The following is a 1,488-nucleotide window of genomic DNA, read 5'->3' as shown; positions in this document are numbered from 1 at the left end:
ACCCCGCCCACGGACCACGAGGCGATCACGCACACCGCGGCGAGGGCGAAGGCCGGACGAGCCGCGGCGGGCACCGCGACCCGTTGGAGCCGCACCGCGTCCCGGAGGGTCTGAGGGCCGGCGCCCGATGTCTCGGGCACCAGGAACACCACCCCGGCGAGCAGAGCGGCCAGTGCGGCGCCCATCACCACGTACGGGTGGACGAGGGGCGACGACGACGCGGTGGCCACCACGCCGGACAGCAGCACGCCGGCCGCGATCCCGAAATTGGTCGTGGAACTACTGGTGAGCGCACCGACGCGGGCGTTCCTGTCCGGATGCAGTTCGATGATCGCCGCCGCCGCCGATCCGGTGACCAACCCGACGCCCAGGCCCTGTACCACCCGCGCGGCGATCAGCCAGGCCACCGAGGGTGCGGCGGCGAGCCCGGCCATGCTCAACACCAGCAGCACGAGACCGGTGATCACCACGGGCCGACGACCGATCGCGTCCGACAGTCGCCCCAACAGCAGTAGTGGCACCAGGACGGCCAGTGCGTAGACCGCGTAGACGACCGTGATCATCGTCCCGCCGGTCCCCCACGCCTGCTGGTAGTCGACGTACAGGGGTGACGGCGTCGCGCTCGACATCAGCGCCGCGGTCACGACGAGCGCCATCAGGACGAACGGCGTCCACGAGCGGGGTGTGCTGTCCACGGGCGGTCCTGGGGTCGGGTCCACCACGACCGGAGTCCACACCGGCGGGCACCGGGAGTGGAGTGGAGGGGCGGGAGAGGAGGGAGTGGAGCCTAGGGGATTCGAACCCCTGACATCTGCCTTGCAAAGGCAGCGCTCTACCAACTGAGCTAAGGCCCCGTTCCGCAAAGCGTGAACGCCGGACCGCGGCGGGCGATCCGGCGTCTGCCGTGCGGGGGTGGGCCTAGGAGGACTTGAACCTCCGACCTCCAAATTATCAGTTTGGCGCTCTAACCACCTGAGCTATAGGCCCTCGTACCGAAGCGTTAATCTACCCGACGCCCTCGCCGCCGCCCAAATCGGCGGGTCGGCGCCGGTGGCGGGGTCTCACAGCGGACCACGTCTCAGTACCGACGGTCCCCCAGTGTCACCTGGACCCCACCACCGGTCAGCCCGGCGGCGAGGTTGTAGATGAACACGGCGAGGGTGGCGAGGACGGACAGCAACAGGACGTTGAGCAGACCCACGCCTCCGCTGTAGAGGAAGATCGTCGACGGCCCGATGGCGGCGGCCGATTCGTCACCCGCGACCCCGGAGAGCAGCCCACCGAGCCGGTCCCACACCCCCATGCCGGAGAGCAGCAGGTAGGTGACCCCGATCGCCACCATCCACACCAGGTACAGCGCGAACATCAGCCCGAGCACGGTGGTGAACGCCGACCACGGGTCGATGCGTCGCAGGACGAGCACCGATTCCATGGGGCCGCGTCGCTCAGTCGGCGGGACCATGGGGGCGGCGCGGCCGGCCGCGCCGC

2 protein-coding genes and 2 tRNA genes are annotated in these 1,488 nt (G+C 70.0%); all 4 read right to left on the bottom strand.

Annotated elements, in window-relative coordinates; genetic code table 11:
* Window positions 1-695 (bottom strand): MFS transporter (locus G6026_RS03425; RefSeq protein ID WP_182612266.1); only part of this gene is annotated, 695 nt, incomplete at its 3' end.
* An 86-nt stretch (window positions 696-781) separates the two neighbouring features.
* A tRNA-Ala gene (locus G6026_RS03420) sits at window positions 782-854 on the bottom strand.
* Between the two features lie 59 nt (window positions 855-913).
* A tRNA-Ile gene (locus G6026_RS03415) sits at window positions 914-987 on the bottom strand.
* 91 nt (window positions 988-1,078) lie between these two features.
* Window positions 1,079-1,488, bottom strand: a 410-nt coding sequence (locus tag G6026_RS03410) for a DUF3566 domain-containing protein (protein ID WP_182612265.1), incomplete at its 5' end; no start/stop codon positions are given.

It is taken from the genome of Dietzia sp. DQ11-38-2, from assembly GCF_014145055.1.
GTDB lineage: Bacteria > Actinomycetota > Actinomycetes > Mycobacteriales > Mycobacteriaceae > Dietzia.
This window is presented reverse-complemented; position numbering and strand designations above follow the sequence as displayed.